The sequence below is a fragment of the Micromonospora inaquosa genome (genome assembly GCF_003857055.1).
GTDB classification, from domain to species: Bacteria; Actinomycetota; Actinomycetes; order Mycobacteriales; family Micromonosporaceae; genus Micromonospora; species Micromonospora inaquosa.
The window spans coordinates 23,835-41,789 of the sequence record NZ_QGSZ01000176.1 but is presented as its reverse complement, the minus strand read 5'-3'; the positions used below and the strand labels follow the sequence as shown (position 1 = coordinate 41,789).

The following is a 17,955-nucleotide window of genomic DNA, read 5'->3' as shown; positions in this document are numbered from 1 at the left end:
ATGTCCCCACTTGCTGCGGTGTGTCACATTGATGATCGTGGCCCGTGTGACGGTAGGCACCGCCGAGAACGCTGTTGATCAGGCTCGGCTCGCCGTGCTGATCAGCGACTACGAGATGGCTCGCGATGATGAGCGTTCATTCGTCGCAACCATGGCGGCGATGATCGGCGTAGCCGTGGCCCTAGCCACTGCCGTGGTGGCGGTCGTAAGCCAGACCTGCCAGTTCGCGCAGACGGAAGGCTGCATCAGGGCCCACGATGCGCTGCTCGCCGCGACACCGTTGCCGACCTTCGCCGTTCTGGCGTACATGCAGATGATTGGCATCGTCGCGACCATGCGCTCCTACTACATACGCGCGATCGAGACAGAGTTGCAGACGTACGCGATCGGCCGGCTGGCCGCGGTTCCGGAGCTGCGTCCGGCCAGCCTCATCGGCGTGACGACCGAGGTGAACAGCCTACGCCGCGGGCGGCTCGGCTACCGGTTGCTCGCCCTACTGACGTACTTCTGCGTCGTGGTCGTCTTCGGCGGACTGGCCTTGTACGTCGCACTACGCCTCAACCAGCCGTGGCAGTTGATCATGTTCCTCGTGTACGGCCTGTTCGCTCTTCTGTTCACGATCGAGGTCATGACCACCGCTGTCGGCGGCAACTCGCTCTTCTACAGGCATGCGACGAAGTACTCCGCACGCACACTCGGCCTCAGCCGGCCCGAACCGCCACTCGTCGGCCAACGAAGGCTCTGGTCCTACCTTTTGGTGCCAAGAACCGCGGACTGGATCAAGTGGATCATCGTGCCGGCGGTCGGAGGTCTTCTGCTCTGGGCCGGATCTCTTCGGCTCACTCGTGCTGAGCTGGTAACCGCAGGCTTGGTTTGGCTCGTGATGGAAGGGCTCATCTACACGGCCCGCTATCAATGGAACGACATCATCGGGCTGGCTGACGATGTCGCTCATCCCGCGAGGCAAGCACGACGGCGACTGCCGGTCGGCAACAGTAGTGAGACGATGCGACGCAACGTGCGTCGGTCAGCCTTCACAGCTCTCGTCCGTGTCGCACTCGCGGTCGGCATCGGCGTCTACCTCGACCTGGCGTGGGTTACGGCCTGCCTCATCGGCTCGGTATTCGGTATCGCCGTGCTGTACGAGGCCCTGCGGCGCCGCCCCGCCTCCGATCGACCGGAGGCGACGACGCCGGTCACCGTGGCCATCTGGGTCGCCGTCGGGCTCGGCTACGTGCTGCGCGCCGCCGTCGCATGCTGGCTGATCGGGCTCGGCCCCAACGACGCCCGAACCTGGCTCGTGGCAGGCGCTTTCGGCGCGTTCGGGATAATGTTCGTAACGCTTACCTGGGCGTTGGAGGCCAGCAGCTATTGCTCCGAGGTCAACGGCGAGATCCAGTACGCGCCGGAACTGCGAGCAAAGCCGCAGATCGCGGCGCTGCTCCCGTACACAGGTAAGCCGGTCGTCCCCGGCACGCACAACAAGGACCACGCTGACTGCGGTAACAAGACCATGTTGGAGAAGCGTGGCCGTTTGACAAGCCCGTGGAACATTGCGGCGCTCACCGCCTTCCTCCTGTCCGCACCCCTCGGCGTGTTCATGGCCGACGGCCTCAAGATGCCTTCGGCCGACGCTCAGTTGGGCTGGGTCTTCTCCGCGACCTTCGTGACGGCGGTCGCGATGCTGGCTAGTGGCAGCACCAGGGGGCGCATGCTCGTGCTGATCGCTGGGACCGGCGGCCTCGCGGCGGCTTTGTACGGGGTAGGCCTGCAGCCGGGGTTCGGCGTCATTCCCTGGATGGTCTTCGCGGGTTGCTACGCGGTCTTCCGGTCGCAGTCGTATGCCAGCCTCACGGAGGGCCTCGAAGATCTCACCAGAGGCCTCCTCTCCGGAATCAGTACGTTGTGGAAGAAGACACGTGCGGTGCTGGTCAGCAAACGTACGGAGGCATTGGTGTGGGAGGACCGACCCAGCGACGCACCCTGAGATGGTCGTTCTTCACGACGGCCCTACCGACGGCGGCTGGCGTGGCATCCCGGCCGCCGAGTGCGGCATCGGCCAACTCAACCCCACCGGGCGCCACAGCCGTACTCGATAGTCGTCGCGCTGGAGACCGGCCCGTACCTCAAGATCCAGGTTTGTCGCGGTGGCGGCGGGCTTCGATGTCGCGCAGCACGTCGGGTGCCTGACGCGTGGCCGAACAGCGGTGTCAGCTGGTGGTCAACGAACCTGTCAACGTGGCGCGGCGGCGTACTCGGCTAGCAGGTATGAGCGGTAGGTGATCACTGCGGGGATCGTGACGTTCAGCTTCCCCGCCGTGGTGGTGAGCACCTCCTCGTACCCCAACAGCGCACCGGAACGCGCATCGACGATCACCGTGTATTGGGCAGGCAAGCCGTGCGCGTTGGTCGTGATGGAGAAGGCTTCCCCGGTGCGTCCCGCACGGTCGGTGACGGTGCCGGTGACCGTGATGCCCGGAAGCTCGGCAAGGAGTGCGAGCACCGCCGCCCGCTGGGCCGGATTCAGCAGCCGCACCCCGACGAGTTCGGCCATGTCCTCCAGGTACTGCACCGGTGCCTGAGCTTCGGACGTGCCTGCTCTCAACCAGCTAAGCAGCACGGCGGCATCCGTCGGAACCGCACCGCGGAAGCGGCCGCCGTGGAACTCACCGGGCGCGTAGTCGTGCACTGCCTCCGACGACTCGACGCGACCACCCCACTTCTCCCATTGCCGACGGTCGGCGTCTGAGCGAAAGATCGGCGGCAGATCCCTCTTGACCGTTCGACCCGCGTCGTCCTCGGTCCGCCAGGACCGCCACCGCTGTGGCACCACAACGGATACCGTCCTACCGCCGGAAATGGAGGAGTTCAGAAACCAGTTCGTCGATTCCAGGTACTCCACCGTTCCGGCGGGCCGCGGTGGCATTGGCTGCCGCGCCGCCACGGCAGCCAGCCGCCGAAGCCGGGTACTGGCCGGCTCCGCGGTCGGCGGCGGCCCATAGGTCAGCAACGCCGGGGTCGCCGCATGGGCGGGCTCCGGCTGGCGGTACAGCTCAACCGCTACCCCACCACCGGCCGCCGCCATGACCACCGCACCGACCGCAGCCAGCACGAGCCGACGTCGCGGCACTGTCCGCTTGGCGGTGCCTACTCCGCAGTCGTCGGAGAGGATACGCGCCAGAACCTGCCTGCGGCGGCTGTCATCGCACGGCGGGGCGGTACGGGCCGGGTCCAAGCCGCCCAACACCTGACGCACCTCATCCACGGCGTTCATGTCATCCACCCCAATCCGACATCGACGGCGCCGCGCTCGACGTCCGCCCCGCCCCGTCCCCGGCATCGGTGAGCTGCCTTCGTAGCCGGCGACGGGCTCGCATCAACCGCATCGCGAACGTTGCTCGCGACTGACCCAGCACAGCTGCCGCCTCGGTCGGCGCCAACCGCTCCCAGGCCACCAGCCGCAGAATCTCCTGGTCGCCGGCGGACAACCGGTCGAACGCCACCGCGACGTCACGCTGGCTGACAACACCGTCCGCGTGATCCACCTGCACCGTCCGATCAGGCTCCGCTGCCACCCGCAGCGTCAACTCCTGCCACCGTCGACGGCCTCTGGCCTCGTTGGCCAACACCAGACGCGCCACTCCGTACAACCACGGCAACGCCGATCCGACCGGCACATCGTCCAGACGCCGCCACGCGACCAGGAAGACATCGGCGACAACATCACCGACGTCAGACGCACCCACCCGCCGAGCGACGTACCGCCACACGTCACCGTGATGGCACTCGTACAACTCGGTGAACTGCTCCTTCGCAGCGTCCATCACACCCCCTATGTACTTATGTCCGGCACCGGGCAGAACGTCACGCCTCGCAACGACGCCACGCGGGCACGATCCTTTTCAAGGCCACCTGGGATGTGGTGCGTCGGTGCCCGCCAATCTGGTCTGGCTCGCCGCCGCGCGTTGAACGCCGGGGCACGGTGGAGCGAGCCGGTGGCAGCATGGCTTCGGTGACCGCTACTAGTGACTGGCACGAGTGGCACCTGCCCTACGAGGACGACACGTCGCCGCTGTCGCGGAGGCTTCGCCTCATTCAGCAGCACATCAACGACTGGCTCGACCAACGGCCGGACTCCTCGCTCCGGGTCGTCAGCGTGTGCGCGGGCCAAGGGCATGACCTCATCGGCGCCCTTGCGCTGCGGTCGGACGCCGACCGGGTACGCGCAGAGCTGATCGAGTACGACCCTCGCAACGTGACCGCCGCCCGGATGGCTGTCGCCGCCGCTGGGCTCAACGGGATCACCGCCACCCAGGCCGATGCTGGCGACTTCGCCGCGTACCGCACGGCCGCCCCTGCGGATCTGGTCCTTCTCGCCGGGGTGCTGGGCAACATCAGCGACGGCGACGTGCGAGCAACGATCAACGCCCTGCCGCGGCTATGCGCATCCGACGCAACCGTGATCTGGACCAGGACCCGGCGCGATCCCGACCTCACCCCGGCGATACGCGGCTGGTTCGCCGGCTCTGGCTTCACCGAGGAGGCATTCCACGCACCAGGTGACGTGCTGTTCTCTGTCGGCGTTCATCGGTTCCACGGGCAACCTCAGCAGGCACCACCCAGCGGCGCGATTTTCACATTCACCACAGGAGGCGCCAGTCGTCGATGAGATGCTGCGGTCGCTGGTCAGGTGACGCTCACAACGACCTTGCCAAGGGCGCGTCCCGTGCCCACGTAGGCCAACGCCTCGGGCGTCTCGTCGAGGGTGAAGACCCGGTCGATGTGGATAACGAGGTCACCCGCCACGCAGAGATCGGCCACCGGTCCGAAGTGGGTCGGCCCTTCCCGGACGGCGAGCACGCCCAAGCGGCGGTTGGTGAGCCGGCCGGCCACCGCACCGACCGTCAGGACGCGCAGCAGCGCCGGGACCGATCCGCCGACGCACCGGTAGCGGCCACCGGGGGCCAGCGCCCGGCGATAGGCGAACACCGATCGGTGCGCGACCAGATCGAGGATGAGATCGTACGGGCCGCTGCGGGTGAAGTCCTGGCTGCGGTAATCGATCACCTCGTCCGCGCCGACGGACCGCATGAAGTCGAGCTTGCCCGCGTTGTCGACGCCGCTCACCTGGGCGCCGAGTCGTTTGGCCAGCTGGATCGCGAACGCGCCGGATCCCCCGCCGGCGCCATTGATCAGGACCCGGCTGCCGGCTACGGCGCCAGCAGTGCCCTGCTGTGCGATCACGCCCGCCTGCGGGATCGCCGACGCCTCGGCGAAGGTCAGGGCGGCGGGCTTGCGGGCCAGGACCGATTCGGGCGCGACCGCGTACTCGGCGAAGCCGCCCTTGAGCATGAGATTGTCGCCGTACACCTCGTCACCGGGTCGGAACCGAGTGACGGCGGAACCCACCGCCTCGACCCATCCGGCGATGTCCGAGCCGAGGGTCCGGCGTGCCGGGGAGCGCAGCCCACCGATGCGCGAATACAGCGGCGAACCTTGCAGGGTCTCCCAGTCGCTCAAATTCACCGAGGTCGCCGCAATCTTGACGAGCACCTGTTGGGCAGCCGGGGAAGGCTTGGGGAGATCCTCGATCCGCAACCCATCCGGGGGCCCGTACCGGTCGTACACGACTGCTCTCACCTGGCACCACCAGCCCGTCGGAAAAGTAGGCCAGTCGCAATACCCGGTCCAGCAGCCTACGCCTCCTGGTTAGCACGGCGGGACAAGCGACCGGCCGACAAGGAGCTGCTGGCGATTGAGGAGTCGATGTAGGGCGCGGATCCGTGAGTGGATATCGGCTGGCGGGACTTGTGGCCGTGGGCCATGGTTTGGGCGTGATCGTCATCCAGCGGGTACGTGTGCGATGGAGCGCGGCCGGGCGGGGCGCTGCACAGGCCAACGCCCGTCGAGGACTCAACCGACCGGTAGTCCTTCCCGCGCCGCTGCCAACAGGCGATGTGGTAGTCCACGACGTCCTGGCTGATGAGGCCGCCAGCTACACACTGCGCAGCGACGTACTGGCCGGTGGCGTGAGCATCGCCCGCAGCCTCACGCTATGGCTCGCCTTCGAGGGCTCGGCGGTAACCGTCGAGCGTCTGCCCGGCGGGGCGGCGTTTCCCCGGGCGGGAGTGTCGACCCGCCTGTTCACCCTCGCCCATGGCCAGGTCGGCCGGTACCGGGCCAATTTCCGGTTCCGGTTCACCGACTGCGCGTGCGACCCCAGCTGGTACTACGAGGACTGGGTGGTCCATGTCAGCAACGGCAATGCTGCGGGCGACCGGCTTCTGCGCGGCGAACCGGACTGCGTTGTCGACAACCGTGTCCATCTTTATGGTGGCCCCGCGCGCCGGGGTAACCGCTAGCGAACTGTCTCCGAGCGATCAGCGGCTTGACCGGATGTCTGCGGTGGTGACAGCGACAGAGCAGGAGGGTCGCGACTTCGCTCTCCTCTCAGCGCTCGCCTCGCAGGCGGTGTGCGCGTCTGCTGGATTAGAGTCCCTGGGATGGTCATGAGCGCGCAGGACGTCGTGGGCGTGATCGAATCAGACCCGGGAGCAATGAGAGTCCTTCGGGCTGCGGCCGATCTTGGATTACCGGACTGGTGGATCGGTGCTGGCTTCGTACGCAACCGCGTCTGGGACGCGATCAGCGGCATCCCGGTCTCGCCCGATCGCGACGTGGATATCGCCTACTTCGACCCGGACAAGCTGGACCCACGCGAGGACGCACGCGCCGAAGCCCAAGCCCTGGTGGCCCTGCCTGAGGTGCCGTGGGAGATCCGTAATCAAGCACGGATGCATCTGCGCAATGGCGATGAGCCCTACACGTCAACCCTGGACGGCATATCGCGCTGGCCCGAGACCGCGACGTGCGTCGCGGTGACTCTGCGGGGCGATTCTGTTCGTCTGGTGTCCTGCCACGGTCTGACCGACCTTGTGGGAATGGTTGTCCGCCCGTCTCCAACCATGGACAACGCAGCGGGCCGCGCGAAGGTACAGCGCCGCGTGGAGGTCAAGGGATGGCTGCACCGATGGACCGGACTGCGGCTGGAAATCTAGCGCGTTGCGGATAGGGCGAACCTAGCTGGACGCGACACTAGCGCGGCAGAATGTGGCGTTTATCCTTGAGCCTATGCGGCTCGCTCCGCCTTCGCCACCCATGCCCCGCTGAGGGTGACCACAAAAACGAGAGCAGCAAGCATCCACGCGAGCCAGGAAGGACCGTCCGGACGTACCACGGTCCATACAATGATCAAGGACCCGATCACCACTACCGCCAGAGCTGCCAGGTAACCGATGCCCGCAGCGCTAGCCGGAATGGGCAGGCGAGTTCCCGAGGACTTCGCCGCGATACGGCTGGTCACTCCCACAAAGAGGGCTACAGCGACGAGAAGGATGCCCGCGACCTGCTGCGACAAAAAGCGCTCGCCACGATCGCGGCGCCCGCGGTCAATCCGATTATCCCGTCATACCACAATGGGGCGACAACCGCGCACGCATGTTCTCGGGCAGGTGGGCCGAACAGGGGTGTGCAACCATGATCGGCATGTCGACTCCGCGAAAGGGAAATGCCGCGTAGGCGCCCCGCACAACTGCGTGCCGATTCCATCTACCGGCAACCACTTGACGGGTCAACCTCCGTCATCCCCGGGCTCTCGGCCCGCGGATTGAAAGCCATCGCCTACCTCGAACGCACCCGCCTCTGGGACCAGGCAGTGTCTGATGCACTGCGGACCTGGTCATGGTTCATGTGCCAACCCGGGCGCCGCTTGTGGGACCCGACTGCTGGCTGCGGGATAACGCAATGCTGCCCGAACCCGCCCGAGTTGCGTTGGATCCTGGACGTCGCCGTTGCCGTCCTGCCGCCGGGAGACGCCCGAACCCTCCGCAAGCAGGTCGCGGCCCTCGATGAGCTGTGGTGACCCGCCGCAACGGCACCCCGTGGTGCGCCGGGTGCCGTCGGTGCTGGTGTCGCACGGCAAGGTCGCCGAAATGCGACGCCGGGCAGCCGTGCGCTTCCACGTCCTGCCGCGCTTCAACGGGTCTCGCTCCGAACTGGAGGCTCTCGTCGTGCGCCGGGATCGTCTCCTGGTCACCACCGGTGCCGTACCGGCCGTCGACCCCGGACAGCGCGGCACGCACTAACCGCCCCTGACCAGGCATTCTTGACGTATGGACCGTCCGATGAACCGACCCCTGGAGGTACCACAATGTTCACCACGAAGTTCTGGAAGGCCACCGCCGAGCGGGCGGTGAAGAGCGCCGCACAGGGTCTGCTGCTCTACTGGGGCGCTGACGTCGTGTTCAACGCCTGGCAGGCGGATTGGGCAGCAGCCGGCGGCATCGCGTCCGGCGCGGCGGTGCTGTCGGTGCTCACCTCACTCGTGAGTGCGAAGGTATCGGGAGAGGGCGACTCGCCCAGCCTTGTCAGTGTCGAGCAGTAGCCTCCGGCAGCTGCAAACAGTCGCGCCCCCGCCAGCCTCGGCCGGTGGGGGCGTCTCAACACGTCCAAACTTCCGTCAGGGTGCAGCCCGGCCAACCCGAGCGTCCACCCGCGAAGCGCGTTGAAGGCGTTGTCGCGGCCGGAGTCGTGGCGCCGAGGCTCCAGCGGGTGCTGGGGCCTCGGCGCCCTTCGTCTTGCTCGACATAACGGGGGGTGCGACAGCCTGCGGCCGTTCGGCCGCCGGAACGATCTCGGTCGATCAGGCCCGCAGGTGCACGCGGCGGCGCCGTGCGAAGAGCACCAGCGCGATGCCGACCGCGACGGCGACCGCAGCCGCGCCGGCGAGCAGCATGGTGTTGTCGCCGGTGACCGGCAGGCCCGGGCCGGCGCTCGCCGACGCCGACGCCGACGGCGCCGGCGCCGGCGCCGGCGAGAGGGACGGCGACGGCGAGAGGGACGGCGACGGCGACGCCGACGGCGTGACGCTCGGCGAAGTCACGGGGACCTTCTTCGCCGGCACGAAGACGCGCGGCTCGTCGCTGTCGTCGGCGCGCACCTGCGCCAGAGTGTGGTCGTCCTCGCCGTTCTCGCCGGCCAGGACCTTCCAGCCCGCCGGAGCGGTGAAGGTCAGCAGGACGTCGCCGGCGGGGAGGCGGGCGAACCGGAACAGGCCCTTGGCGTCCGTGATGGCCTCGGCGTACTTCGTCTTGCCGTCGGCACTGGTGGCGACGACCTTGACACCCGGGACGCCAGGCGTCCCGGGCGTCCACTCGGCGCCATAGGACTCACCCTGGAAGACGTAACCGCCGAGATCGTCGAAGACGCCCGCCACCGGCAGCCGCACGCTGGTGATGTTGTCGGCGTCGTTGGCTTCGCCGTTGTCGGCGGCGAGCGAGAAGGCAACGAATCCGTAGCCGGACTGCGACGCCAGGCGGTTGGTCTTGCCAGTGAGCTGAACGGTCTTGGTGGCGCCGGCGGCGAGGTCGAAGCCGGTCGACAGCTCACCGTAGACGACACCGTCGACGCCCTCGCTGTCGCCGCCGGTGTAGTGCACGCGTTTGGCGTCGACGGAGCTCTTGTTCTGCACCGTGACCGTGACGGTGAAGGTTTCACCCTCAGCGTAGTTGGCCTTGTCGGCGGCGGAGGTCACCGCGATATCCGGCTTGGGGTCGGCGGCCAGGGCGGCCGTAGCCGGGAGGACGGCCACGAACGCGCCCACGAGGGCGGCGGCAAGTGTGCGCATGGGGGTCTCCGTAATGGGGGACGGGAATCAGCGCGATGCTAGCGGCTGGGCGAGTGGCCCCGCTGTCCCAAGATCGGCTCAAAGGCCAGCCACCGAGCGTGACCACCCGCGATCAGCGCTGTCGCCACGTCGCCGTTTGCGTCGAGGTCCGACGATAGGATCGGCGAACATCAATCGGAAGGCGTCCGACGTCCCTTGCAGGAGGTGTCGTGCCGGACCTGATCGTGGCGCTCCAGCGGCGGATTGACGTAAATGCCCTGCGTGCCGTCAACACCTACCAGCGCGAGGTGCCCGAATACGCGTCGCCGTCACCGGAGCAGCTCGCGCACATGCTCGACTTCGCGCGTTTCATCCGACGGGTGAGTCTGGAGCGCGTACGGGACGACACGTCGCTCGACGAGGACGACCTGGCGGCCATCGGCGACGTCGGCCGACGACGGGGCGAGGATCGGCTCTCGCTGGCGTCGCAACGGCAGGCGCTCAGCACCCATACCGCACTGATGCTGCGCGATGTGGTGGAGACCGCTACTGCGGCCAACACCGAGGATGTGCTCCACATGGCCAACTGGCTCGGGCGGGAGGGCAACCGGGCCCGCGGCGCCTACCTGGACGGGTACCTTGTTGGCGTTGCACAGACCTGGTCGATGTCGGCTCAGGTCCAGATGCTCGCGCGGTCGCTGCTGGCCGACGAACCACCGCCGACGGGCATCGCTCGGGCGGCCGGCGTACGTCTTGCGAATCACTGGCTGGTGACGGTTGTTCGGTTCGACCCGCCGGGCCTGACCGCGCCGGCTCGGAAACGCATCGTCGCGACAGCCATGGCGTCCTGGCGGATCCCGATGTCCTGGCTCGGGCCGGCGGAGTTGGTACTTGTCACGCCGGCATCGGTCGACGCGTCGACGGCCACGTCGGCATGGCTTGTCGACGGTGGCGTATACGGTCCGGCGGCGGATCGCACCCTGGACCTGGTCCGCGGCGTCGCCATGGACTCCGGCCGTGGGTGCGCTTCCGGGGCGGCCCTCGGAGCGGTGGGCCAGCTGGCCGGTGTGCTGGACCAGGCTCGACAGATCAGCCGATTGACGTCGGCGGAGCGCAGACCCCAGCACCTCTACAGCGTCGCGGACAGGTTCGTCGAACTCGGAGCCGCCCGCTTGCCCCAGATGGACGGTTGGCTGCGGGAGCTCATCACCCGACTCGAAGCCGGCCCGGACCTGATCCGCACCCTCGACGCGTACTACCTGCACGACATGTCCCGACCGGCGACGGCACGGGCGCTTGGTGTGCACACCCGCACGCTCGACTATCGCCTGCGACGCGTAGAGGAGCTGATCGGGCTGCGTCCGGCCTCGACCCGCGGCGTGCGGATCCTGACCGCCGTCGTCGCCTGGGCGTTCGCCGACCGACTGCGGGAGGCATGACGAGGCCGGGCGTAGCCGGTCGACCGCCGCTGGCACCGCGACGGTCGACCGGTTTGATCCGTGCGGCCTCCTCAGCAGGTGACCTGAACGATGGGCGACTGTGTTGTCAGCGTCACTGACGGTGGGTAGTAGCCGCCGGGAGCGGTGTACGTGTGGATGCCCTTGGTGACGTAGTAGTTCGGCACACTCTGGCAGATCGTGAAGGCGACACCTGTGTACGTCTTGTTCCCCGGGCCGGAGTTCAGGCTTCCGACCGACACCAGGAAGAAGCCGCTGCCTGGGACGTACTGGTACAACTCGGCCTGCGCACCGATGTACGGGATTGGCGCGTCACACCACGAATCCGCCTTGCCGTCGATGCTGCCCGGGATGCCGTTGCCGCCGGTCGACGCATGCGGATACTGGGCCCGCGCGGAGCAGGTGATCACATTCTCGGCGGCTGCCGCGACCGGTCCACGAGTGGTCGGCTTCCGGCTGAACGTAGGTGTTACCGCTGCGGCCTGCCCTCCGGCCAGAGCCTCCGCCGCATCGAGCACCGGCTGGGGGATCGCCCCGGCAGCCATCGCAGACCCTGCTGCACTGGCCGGAGAAGCAACGGCGGCCACGGAGACCGCCAGCAGTGCGGCAAGCCCGATGCCGAGCACGCGACGTCTGAGCATCTTCCCCTCCTACAATCATTCCCCGCAGTCGCAGGGGAATCGGAAAAACATGGTGGGGAAACTATTCAGCGACGGGCGTGCCGACGTCTTCGTGAACGATCGCAAACCTGCCCCCTAGTCGACGCCTGACATTGTCATGCCGCACAACGGCCGGCACCGCACCGTGACATGTGGACTGATGTCCCCGGGTTTCGCGGAGCCATGTTGGTCTGAGGGTGCCGCCGACGACGGTGAGCTGGTCGACCCGCCGCCGAAGCGCCGACGCCAGAGCGAGCAGTGGGGGCCGAGGGGTCGGTGACCCTGTCCGCCGCCGAGTGCGACACCCTGAACAGTGGGCCGATCGTGAGGTGCCAGCCCAGTGCCATGGTTGGCACCAGCGCTGGCTCCCACAGCCGCATCGGAGTGCGGATGCTGCCCGACTGACAACCGAAAGCACCATGGCTGCGCCTTCGGATCCGTCGAAGGGGCGTCCATCCTGAAGCGCCTGTTCACAGCGGTGCCGGCGCTCCGAGCGGCTGAATGACGACTTCGACGTCCACCGCACAGGTGCCAACCTGCTCCGATGGCAGGGCCGCGTATCAACTCACGGGGTAGGCGCCGTTGTGGGCATGGCGCCCTCGGCGAGCTTGAGTCGCGTCCAGATGTTCATGTTGATCACAATGCCCACGATTTCCAGGATCTCGCCCTCCGTGAAGTGCGTGGTCATCCTGTCGTGGGCTTCCTGGAGGCGGCTGTTGACGGTGGCGTCGGCGGCTCGGGTCAACGCCTCGGTGTAGGCCAGCGCGGCTCGCTCCGCCTCGGAGAACAGGTGCGTCTCCCACCACGCGGTGAGGGTCTCGACCTTGGGCGGCGGGATCTCGGCGGTACGGGCGGCGGCGTGATGCACCAGAAGGCAGTAGCTGCAGTTGTTGATCTGCGCGACACGTAAACGCAGAAGCTGGGCCAAGGTCCGTTCCACCTGGAGTGTGGCGGTATGGCCGAAGGCTGCGGCTCCTGCGTTCGCCAGAGCCATGAGTTGCTCGTTCGACGTGGCGTTCAGTCGGACGTTCTGGATCCTGGTATCCAAGAGATGACCTCCTGTAGGTGACAACGACAGCACCAGTGGTGGGGACGTCCCCGTCGGTGGACAGCCGCTTCGGAATTCCCACCAGCCTTGAGGGGCGGGCGCAGGTCGGGTGCCGCGTCTTCAGGTGGGCAAGCCTGGCGATGGCGAGGATGTCGGCGCTGGCTCCGGTGAAAGTAGGTGTCGGAGATGCGGCCGGCCCCGTAAGGGCGCCGTGCGCCGGTGCGGGCGCTGCGCGGATGAGGGGCAGCACTCTGGGCGCGGTCGGCGTCAGCGTGATCAGTCGGCGGACGGCGGGACGCGGAATGAGGCGGGATCGACGGGACGGCTCTGCTTCGGCAGGCCGGCGACGACGAGGAGGTACGACTCGGTCACGAGATTGTCGACAAGCGCGGGCTCGACGTCCGCACCCGCCCGCATCGTGATCCAGTGCTTCTTGTTCATGTGGTAGCCGGGCGAGATGCTCGCATGAGCGGCGCGGAGCGCGTCCGCGTCGGATGGATCCGCTTTCAGGATCACAACGGGCTCGCCGGGCATCGACGTCTGCAGCATGAACACCTTGCCACCGACCTTCCATACCTCCCAGTCGCCGGTGGACTGGTGTGCGTGCTCGGAGCCGGGAAGCTCGGCGGCGCGGGCCGCGGCTCGCTCCTGCACAGCCTTATCAATCTCCATCTTGACCTCCTCGAAGTCCTCAGCCTCGATCCGTGGATCGGCTGTGGGTTGATCGCTCGGACGCCGGGCAACCGGGTCGAAGTGAACGGGGCTGGCGCGGCGGCCCGACGTCCGCCGCGTCCGTCACATGTGCGTGAAGATCTTCTCCGCGTCGAACCGCGAGACCGGCTGACGGGAAACCCGAGCCTCGTCGGGGTAGCCGAGCACCAGAAGCAGCGTGGTCGTGTAGTCGGTGCCGGTCAGGTCGAAGGCCGCGTCCACGGTCCTGCGGTCGAAGCCCTCCATCGGCGTCGCGTCCACCCCGAGGGATGCGGCGGCCATCATCGTGGCGCCGACGACGAGGTAGGTGTTCTTCTCGAGCCAGTGGAGCACGTCCCCGCCATAGTTCTTCGTCTGGATCTCCACGAAGTTGGAGGCGCCCGCCTCCCATCCCTTCTGGATCTCCGGGTCGGCGAAGCGCCTGTCGGCGCGCTCCTTCTCGAAGATCTCCTGCAGGTGCGTGTCAGGGATGTCCTTGCGCGTGGTGAAGATGATGGCGTGCGAGGCGTTGCGCACCTTCTCCGCGTTGTCCGCGAAGCGGCCGACCAGTGCGTTCGCGAGCTTGTCCTTGCCGTCCTGCGTCTCCAGCACGTGGAAACGGTTCGGCTGAATGTTGATCGTCGTCGGTGAGGTGCGCAGGTAACGCAGCAACTGCTGGAACGTCTCCTCCGGGATCCTCTTGCTCGGGTCGAAGTAGCGGGTGAGGTGCTTCGTCATCAGCTTGTCGAGATTCAAGATCATGCTCTCTTTTTGTCTGAACGCCGGATGGAGAGGAAAGTCAGGCCGACTGGTGGTCGGCGCCGGGGACGTCGACGACGGCGTCGCTGACGTTGTTGAGGTAGTTCGTGAGCAGGGTGACGACCACGATCGTGACGATCGCCTGGATCTCCGGGTCGATGTAACCGGCCCCGCGGATCGCTTCGAGGTCCTCGTCGCTGACCTGGCCACGCGTCTCGATCACGTGCTGCGCGAACCTCGCGACGGCGGCGCGCTTCGGGTCGCTGGACGTGCCGTTGCGGGCGAGCTCAATCTCCTCCGGCGACATACCGCCGAGGTTCGACGAGATGAAACCGTGGAGTGCCTGGCAGTAGTGGCAGCCGTTCGACTGAGAGACCGCGAGGGCGATCGTGTGGCGCGTCTTCGCGTCCAGGAGCTTCGCGATGCTGCCCTGCAGGCCCATCACGATTTCGAGCACTGTCGGGTTCGCGGCGAGCGTGGTGAACATGCTGGGGGCGAAGCCGAACTGCTTCGCGATGGCGTCGAGGGCACCCCGCGTCTTCGCGTCCATGTCGGCGCGCGCGGGAGCGGTCAGGCGAGACATGGTGCTGAACCTCCAGGGTGACTTGACTGGACGATTTCGTCCACTCGCTTGAGTGAAGCCCATCGAAAGTGGGTTTACAAGCCCAGTCTGTGTAACGCTGATTACATGTGCTGAGCAGCGGAGTGTGGGCAGCCCCAAAGCCCCAAGGGTCAGGCCACGCGCGAGCGACCACTAGAGTACGCGGTCGCCACGTGACTTTACTGGACGATTTCGTCCATCAGTCGGACTGGGCGCAGCAAAAGTGGGTTCCCGAGCCCAGTGTGTGTATGTTGATCACATGCAGGTGAACAACGGGGCGGAGGCAGCCCAGAAGCTCACTCCCAAGGGCCAGGCCACGCGCGAGCGGATCCTGGAGCACGCGGCGGCGCTGATCTACGGCAAAGGGGTGCACGCAACCAACAACGAGCTCGTCCGCCGCGCTGCGGGCGTGAGTGGATCGCAGCTGAGTCACTACTTCCCCACCAAGGAGAGCCTCGTCCTGGCGGTCATCGACTGGCAGGCTGACAGCGTCCTCGGCTTCCACCGCAGCGAACGGTTCGCCAGCTTCGACACCATCGAGGCGTTCCAGGACTGGGCGGACTTCTACGTCCTCTCGGGGCGTCCGTTCGAAGACGGCTGCAGCCTCGGCTCGCTCGCGAGCGAGATCGTCAAGACCGATCTCGACGTGCACGACCGGCTCGCGGAGGTGTTCGCGCAGTGGCGCGAGATCTTCCGCGCCGGGCTCGATCGCATGCGGCAACTCGGCCGCATCGATGCGTCCGCCGACCCCGCGCGGCTCGCCGACATGTTCCTCGCGGCGTACCAAGGCGGCATGCTCCTCGCCCAGGTCGCCCGGGACATCGGCCCCCTGCAGGACGCGCTCTCCGCGGCGGTTGACCATCTGCGGACGTTCGCGACGTCTGACGACCAACACATGGGCTGACGCGGCGCATCCGAGCCTCGGGTATCGGGTGCGACGCCACGTTGGAGCGCGCTACCGGGTCGCCCTCGACGTCGGAGCCGACCCGGCCGTTGTCACCGACAGGATCGCGCACATCCAGGCCGAACGCGCCCCTGCGGAAGCAGAGGTCTCCAGCGAGCAGTGCGACGCCGACGTTGGTCAACCGCGACCGGGTCACCGAGGCGCAGCGCGCACGGTCGGCGGCAGATCCGGGCGGCTGGGTCGCCGACGTCGCCCTCCCAACCGGCGGGCGGGCGGGCCGCCGGTGTTCTAGGGGATCAGCTCGCCCATGGAAAGCGCCTCGTCCAGCCGACCGGCGGCCAGGTCGTCGTGACGGATCACGAAACTCCCGGCACTCCGGTAATAGAGCTCGTTGTCTACGGGAAAGCGGGCGAGCGACACCCACTCACTCGTCAGCCGGTGCGTCTCCCTCTCCACATGGGAATACCATTTCGCGACCGGGATGACGATCTCGCCGATCTTCTCGCGCCACGCGAGGGTCTGCTCCGCAATACTCTTGATCACCTCCTCGTCGGCATACCCGCCGATATAGGCGCTGGCGTACCCGCTGTCAGGCGGCCAGAGATCGTTGGCCACCGCACAGAGCTCGTCAAGGTGCGGCAGGTCACCCTCAAGGTCACGGGCCAACTGCTGCTGGAAAGGCGACAAGTCGTCGTCGTCCTCGTCGTCGTCCGCCTCGTCGTCCTCGTCGTCAGCCCCGAACCGATCGGGGAACTCGGCGCGCAGCGTGGCGCCGACCTCATACTGCTCGCCGACGAACGCCGGGTCGGTGCGTCCTGCCGCCACCTCGGTCTCGGTACCAGCCGGCACATACACGACTCGCCCATACCTGCGCTCCCCGCTGGCAGCCGCCTGCTCGTGGTTCAGGAAGAACAGCAGCGAACCGCCTGCCGGCAGCCCGAAGCCGTCGACTCTCGGCAGCGCCGCACAGTCGACCGAGAAGATGAACGGCAACGCATCGACCCCGTCCGACGGCCAGTCCATGCCCACCGGCAGCCGCGGCAACCCACCGAACTGCCCGACCGGAACACCGCCGGATCCCCCGCTCAACCGGATCGACAAACGCAGGTGCTGGATGAACCGGCTGACCTCGTCGTCCGGGATGCCTAACGCGAGCGCCGCACGACGAAACTGCCCCTGATGATCCATAACGCGACATGGTGCCACGCGGACAGTGACCAGAGGGCGGGCCCACCGCCCGAACGCGCAGCCGCCGGCCTCGCCACCGCCGTGATCGGGCCCCATCGCGACAGATCCGGGTGGTTAGGATCCTCAAGTGCCTGCGCACCATCGTCCGCCTGCTTGGAACGTCGTCAACGATCACGAAACCGCGAGGGACATGGCCAGCAGCGGGATTGTCGTGTTGTCGGGCCCTCCGTGCTCGGGCAAGTCCACAGTTGGAAAGACTCTGGCAGAGGTGCTGACCACCTCAGGTCACGGTCGGATCTACCTGGAGGTCGACACGCTATTCGAGCTTCTGTTCCCTGCGTCCGATCGAAATCGTGACGACCGTTTGCGCGCGTACGCCGGCGCGCACCTCCTCGCCCGAATGTTCGTAGATGGTGGCGAGACCGTGGTGCTCGAGTGCACCTACGCCCGCCGTGACCAGCGAGCCAGTCTGCTGGAAGCGTTGGCGGGATCCTCTGCGCCGCTCCGGGTCGTCGAGTTCTTCGTGACTCCCGACGAGGCCGTGAGCCGTTTCCGGGAGCGCCACCAAGCCACGGACCTCGACGAAGCACTCGTCCGCGAGCGCGCTGAAGCGTTCCCATACTTCGACGACGCCCTTCGAATCGAGTCGTCCTCGGGGGCACCCGAGGAACACGCACAAAGCATCGTCACGTGGCTGCGACAAGACCCTCGACCGGTGGACCAGGACGCGTGGACTCGGACAGGAAGGGGCTGGAACTGAGGACCACACTCACATCGGCTAGATGAGGACACCGTCTCGACGCCGTGAGCGGGGCTCTGACGGTTCAGAGGGCGACGATCGAGGCGGGGGCTCGTTCTTGCCGAGCCAGCGCACGTATCACGTTCAGGGAACCGTGTCGCCAGGCTGCGAGGCTGCTCAGCAGCTTGATTGTCGCTCCGGCCGCTGCCTCTGGCAGCGCTGGCGTCGGCAGCCCGAGACTGACTG

Annotated in this window: 19 protein-coding genes; 9 read left to right on the top strand and 10 right to left on the bottom strand. The window is 67.2% G+C overall.

From position 1 onward, the window contains the following. Positions 1-37: 37 nt before the first annotated feature. Positions 38-1,987 (top strand): hypothetical protein, encoded by a 1,950-nt coding sequence (locus tag DLJ59_RS10150; RefSeq protein WP_124772245.1) that lies wholly within the window; start codon positions 38-40, stop codon positions 1,985-1,987. A 246-nt stretch (positions 1,988-2,233) separates the two neighbouring features. Here DLJ59_RS10150 and DLJ59_RS10145 read toward each other — a convergent pair whose 3' ends face one another. Beyond that, a complete protein-coding gene (locus tag DLJ59_RS10145; RefSeq protein ID WP_124772244.1) occupies positions 2,234-3,274 on the bottom strand; it encodes a CU044_5270 family protein in 1,041 nt (346 codons plus the stop codon). A 1-nt stretch (position 3,275) separates the two neighbouring features. After that, a complete protein-coding gene (locus tag DLJ59_RS10140) occupies positions 3,276-3,824 on the bottom strand; it encodes an RNA polymerase sigma factor (protein ID WP_124772243.1) in 549 nt (182 codons plus the stop codon). 188 nt (positions 3,825-4,012) lie between these two features. Here DLJ59_RS10140 and DLJ59_RS10135 point away from each other — a divergent pair, with 188 nt between their 5' ends. Then, positions 4,013-4,669, top strand: coding sequence for a class I SAM-dependent methyltransferase family protein (locus DLJ59_RS10135; RefSeq protein ID WP_244235941.1), 657 nt, complete (start codon positions 4,013-4,015; stop codon positions 4,667-4,669). A gap of 17 nt (positions 4,670-4,686) precedes the next feature. Here DLJ59_RS10135 and DLJ59_RS10130 read toward each other — a convergent pair whose 3' ends face one another. After that, positions 4,687-5,640 (bottom strand): NAD(P)-dependent alcohol dehydrogenase, encoded by a 954-nt coding sequence (locus DLJ59_RS10130; protein WP_124772241.1) that lies wholly within the window; start codon positions 5,638-5,640, stop codon positions 4,687-4,689. A gap of 194 nt (positions 5,641-5,834) precedes the next feature. Here DLJ59_RS10130 and DLJ59_RS10125 point away from each other — a divergent pair, with 194 nt between their 5' ends. The 4 genes from DLJ59_RS10125 to DLJ59_RS10110 all read left to right on the top strand — a co-directional run bounded on the left by DLJ59_RS10125 (position 5,835) and on the right by DLJ59_RS10110 (position 8,443). Continuing rightward, positions 5,835-6,362: a hypothetical protein gene (locus DLJ59_RS10125; RefSeq protein WP_244235940.1), complete on the top strand. Its 528-nt coding sequence runs from the start codon at positions 5,835-5,837 to the stop codon at positions 6,360-6,362. Positions 6,363-6,503: 141 nt separating this feature from the next. Further along, complete coding sequence (locus DLJ59_RS10120; protein WP_124772240.1) at positions 6,504-7,058, top strand: nucleotidyltransferase family protein; 555 nt, start codon at positions 6,504-6,506, stop codon at positions 7,056-7,058. An 849-nt stretch (positions 7,059-7,907) separates the two neighbouring features. Then, positions 7,908-8,144, top strand: coding sequence for a hypothetical protein (locus DLJ59_RS10115; RefSeq protein WP_124772239.1), 237 nt, complete (start codon positions 7,908-7,910; stop codon positions 8,142-8,144). Between the two features lie 65 nt (positions 8,145-8,209). Then, a complete protein-coding gene (locus DLJ59_RS10110; protein WP_124772238.1) occupies positions 8,210-8,443 on the top strand; it encodes a holin in 234 nt (77 codons plus the stop codon). Between the two features lie 258 nt (positions 8,444-8,701). Here the strand turns inward: DLJ59_RS10110 and DLJ59_RS10105 are convergent, their stop codons facing one another. Continuing rightward, positions 8,702-9,685, bottom strand: coding sequence for an SdrD B-like domain-containing protein (locus DLJ59_RS10105; RefSeq protein WP_124772237.1), 984 nt, complete (start codon positions 9,683-9,685; stop codon positions 8,702-8,704). Positions 9,686-9,894: 209 nt separating this feature from the next. On the opposite strand from DLJ59_RS10105, the gene DLJ59_RS10100 reads away from it, so the two are divergent. Further along, entirely contained in the window at positions 9,895-11,103 is a 1,209-nt protein-coding gene (locus DLJ59_RS10100) for a PucR family transcriptional regulator (RefSeq protein ID WP_124772236.1), read from the top strand. Positions 11,104-11,174: 71 nt separating this feature from the next. Here the strand turns inward: DLJ59_RS10100 and DLJ59_RS10095 are convergent, their stop codons facing one another. The 5 genes from DLJ59_RS10095 to DLJ59_RS10075 all read right to left on the bottom strand — a co-directional run bounded on the left by DLJ59_RS10095 (position 11,175) and on the right by DLJ59_RS10075 (position 14,860). After that, positions 11,175-11,762 carry a hypothetical protein gene (locus DLJ59_RS10095; RefSeq protein WP_124772235.1) on the bottom strand — a complete coding sequence of 196 codons (588 nt, stop codon included), beginning with the start codon at positions 11,760-11,762 and terminating at the stop codon, positions 11,175-11,177. Between the two features lie 583 nt (positions 11,763-12,345). Continuing rightward, on the bottom strand, positions 12,346-12,774 hold the full coding sequence (locus DLJ59_RS10090; protein ID WP_124772234.1) for a carboxymuconolactone decarboxylase family protein: 429 nt from the start codon (positions 12,772-12,774) through the stop codon (positions 12,346-12,348). Between the two features lie 330 nt (positions 12,775-13,104). Continuing rightward, on the bottom strand, positions 13,105-13,500 hold the full coding sequence (locus tag DLJ59_RS10085) for an MmcQ/YjbR family DNA-binding protein (protein WP_124772233.1): 396 nt from the start codon (positions 13,498-13,500) through the stop codon (positions 13,105-13,107). Between the two features lie 123 nt (positions 13,501-13,623). Then, positions 13,624-14,280, bottom strand: coding sequence for a nitroreductase family protein (locus DLJ59_RS10080; RefSeq protein ID WP_244235939.1), 657 nt, complete (start codon positions 14,278-14,280; stop codon positions 13,624-13,626). A 37-nt stretch (positions 14,281-14,317) separates the two neighbouring features. After that, entirely contained in the window at positions 14,318-14,860 is a 543-nt protein-coding gene (locus DLJ59_RS10075; protein WP_124772232.1) for a carboxymuconolactone decarboxylase family protein, read from the bottom strand. Positions 14,861-15,137: 277 nt separating this feature from the next. Between DLJ59_RS10075 and DLJ59_RS10070 the strand changes: the two genes are divergently transcribed. Continuing rightward, the gene (locus tag DLJ59_RS10070) at positions 15,138-15,782 is read left to right on the top strand and encodes a TetR/AcrR family transcriptional regulator (protein WP_124772231.1); all 645 of its coding nucleotides are present in this window, start codon (positions 15,138-15,140) and stop codon (positions 15,780-15,782) included. 288 nt (positions 15,783-16,070) lie between these two features. Here DLJ59_RS10070 and DLJ59_RS10065 read toward each other — a convergent pair whose 3' ends face one another. After that, positions 16,071-16,970 (bottom strand): DUF1963 domain-containing protein, encoded by a 900-nt coding sequence (locus tag DLJ59_RS10065; protein ID WP_124772230.1) that lies wholly within the window; start codon positions 16,968-16,970, stop codon positions 16,071-16,073. A 190-nt stretch (positions 16,971-17,160) separates the two neighbouring features. Between DLJ59_RS10065 and DLJ59_RS10060 the strand changes: the two genes are divergently transcribed. Beyond that, positions 17,161-17,730: a P-loop nucleotide/nucleoside kinase family protein gene (locus DLJ59_RS10060; protein ID WP_124772229.1), complete on the top strand. Its 570-nt coding sequence runs from the start codon at positions 17,161-17,163 to the stop codon at positions 17,728-17,730. Positions 17,731-17,955: the final 225 nt, after the last annotated feature.